2 protein-coding genes are annotated in these 1714 nt (G+C 67.4%); one reads left to right on the forward strand and one right to left on the reverse strand.

The features are described from left to right. Window positions 1–124: 124 nt before the first annotated feature. Window positions 125–802, reverse strand: a complete 678-nt coding sequence (locus tag ACFV61_RS35895; RefSeq protein ID WP_380496374.1) for a GAP family protein — start codon at window positions 800–802, stop codon at window positions 125–127. 243 nt (window positions 803–1045) lie between these two features. Here ACFV61_RS35895 and ACFV61_RS35900 point away from each other — a divergent pair, with 243 nt between their 5' ends. Beyond that, a complete protein-coding gene (locus tag ACFV61_RS35900) occupies window positions 1046–1636 on the forward strand; it encodes a hypothetical protein (protein ID WP_244293777.1) in 591 nt (196 codons plus the stop codon). Window positions 1637–1714: the final 78 nt, after the last annotated feature.

Below are 1714 nucleotides of genomic sequence, written 5' to 3' on the forward strand. Positions count from 1 at the left end.
AGGGAGTCCATGCGGAGTATCGGCGACCGACGACAACGCGGCGAGGTGCGTGCTCCGGCGTCGCGCGCCCGGCGTGATCCGAAAGAGAGCCCCTAGGGCGTGCCCTGTCGATCAGAGCGGCCTGTCAGGAGGTGAGGACGGAGATCCCGTCTCCGAACAGTTTCAGCCCGAGCACGAAGAACAGGGCCGCCATCACGGCGACGTTGTGCTGAGCTGCCCAGTCCTTCCAGTTACCGAGCGTGGTCTGGGCTCGCTCTCCCCCGAGCACGAAGACTCCCAGTGGGGCCAACAGGCCGAGGGTGGCGATCACGACGAAGGTCGCCAGTGAGGCGATCTGCTGCCCCACCGGCAGTCCGGCCGAGCCGATCGCGGCGCCCGCGGCGAGGGTCAGCGGGGCGTTCTTGGCGTTGAGCGCGGACAGGGCCAGTCCGAGTGCGAGGACCTTGACCGGCGTGAGGCGGTCGATCGCGCTCATCCACTTCGGCAGCTGGGCCTGCGACGGATCCTTCGGGCGCCGGTGCCATTTCCGGGCGCCGAAGAGGACGAGGAGCAGGCCCAGGACGAGCTTGAGGACTCCCACCCAGGTGGCCGGGTGATGGTGGGCAGAGGCGCCTGCGGGGGAAGCGATCGCCAGCATCACCGCGCCCAGCGCCGAGAGTCCCAGGATCCAGCCGACGGTGAAGAGGACTCCGTTGAGGCGTCCCCGAGGCGTGGCGAGGATGAGGATGATGGCGATGATCGGGAGTGGGCTGATCGCGACGCCGGCGGCGAGACCCAGGATGTCACCGAGAACTTTGCCCATGATTGCCTCCAGAGGGGAGTCAGAGCGCGTGACGACGACGAACCCGGCAGGCCCATGTTCCATGATCCCGCGCTCCGACGAAGCTGTCCTCATGAGCTTCTCGGAGCTCTGAGCGCCTTGGCCTGCTCGTCGCCCAGTGGTGCCCCCACCGTGCTCGGGTCAGGATGAAGAGGTGAGGGCGATGGCGCCTCATGTTCGGGCGGTTGGCGTCCCTCGCACCGACCACGGCAGGAGGACGTCACGATGACCGCGATGACAGGCGCTACCCAATCGGCTCACCCCGAGCGCCCGGGCAGGTCGGATGGGGTCTGCAGTGAGTTCACCGTCTTCACCAAGATCAAGCCGGGCCATGCGGATGCGCTGCGTGAGGATCTCGCGACGCTCGCCGACGCGGCGCATGACGAGAGCGCCCATGCGGCGGTGCGCCAGATCGGCACCCTGCATGACGCACGGCACGTGATCTTCGACGACGACACCCGGTTCATGTTCGCCAGTGTTTTCGACGGCTCCTGGGACACCTACATCGACGACTTCGCCAAGACGGTGGTCGGGTCCCGTTTCGACAAGGTCTTCTCGCACAGCGAAGGGTTCCCCGGCGTCGCCGATCCGGGGGTGAAGGACTGGTTCGTCGCCCACCAGGAGCCGGCGGGGGTCTTCGTCAGCGCCTATCCCGACCTCACCGTCCAGCAGATCTACAAGGACCACCGCGTGGACGACGCGTTCCAGGAGGTGCTGGACACCCCCCAGTTCCGGGCGGCGCTGGACAACCCGGCCAACGCGGAGTTGGTGGCCACGCCGGCCTTCCAGAAGCTGTTGGAGGAAGCGTCGGCCTAGGGGCTCTCTTTCGGATCACGTCGGATCAGCGCGCGGCGTCGGAGTGCGTGCATCGCAAGGCGGAGGAGGGAGTCCATG

Source organism: Kitasatospora sp. NPDC059817, from assembly GCF_042731835.1.
Taxonomy (GTDB): domain Bacteria; phylum Actinomycetota; class Actinomycetes; order Streptomycetales; family Streptomycetaceae; genus Kitasatospora.

What these genes read in the sequence shown, in the direction of transcription:
- ACFV61_RS35895 (WP_380496374.1), bottom strand. Translation starts at nt 802, where the DNA reads ATGGGCAAAGTTCTCGGTGACATCCTGGGTCTCGCCGCCGGCGTCGCG.
- ACFV61_RS35900 (WP_244293777.1), top strand. Translation starts at nt 1,046, where the DNA reads ATGACCGCGATGACAGGCGCTACCCAATCGGCTCACCCCGAGCGCCCG.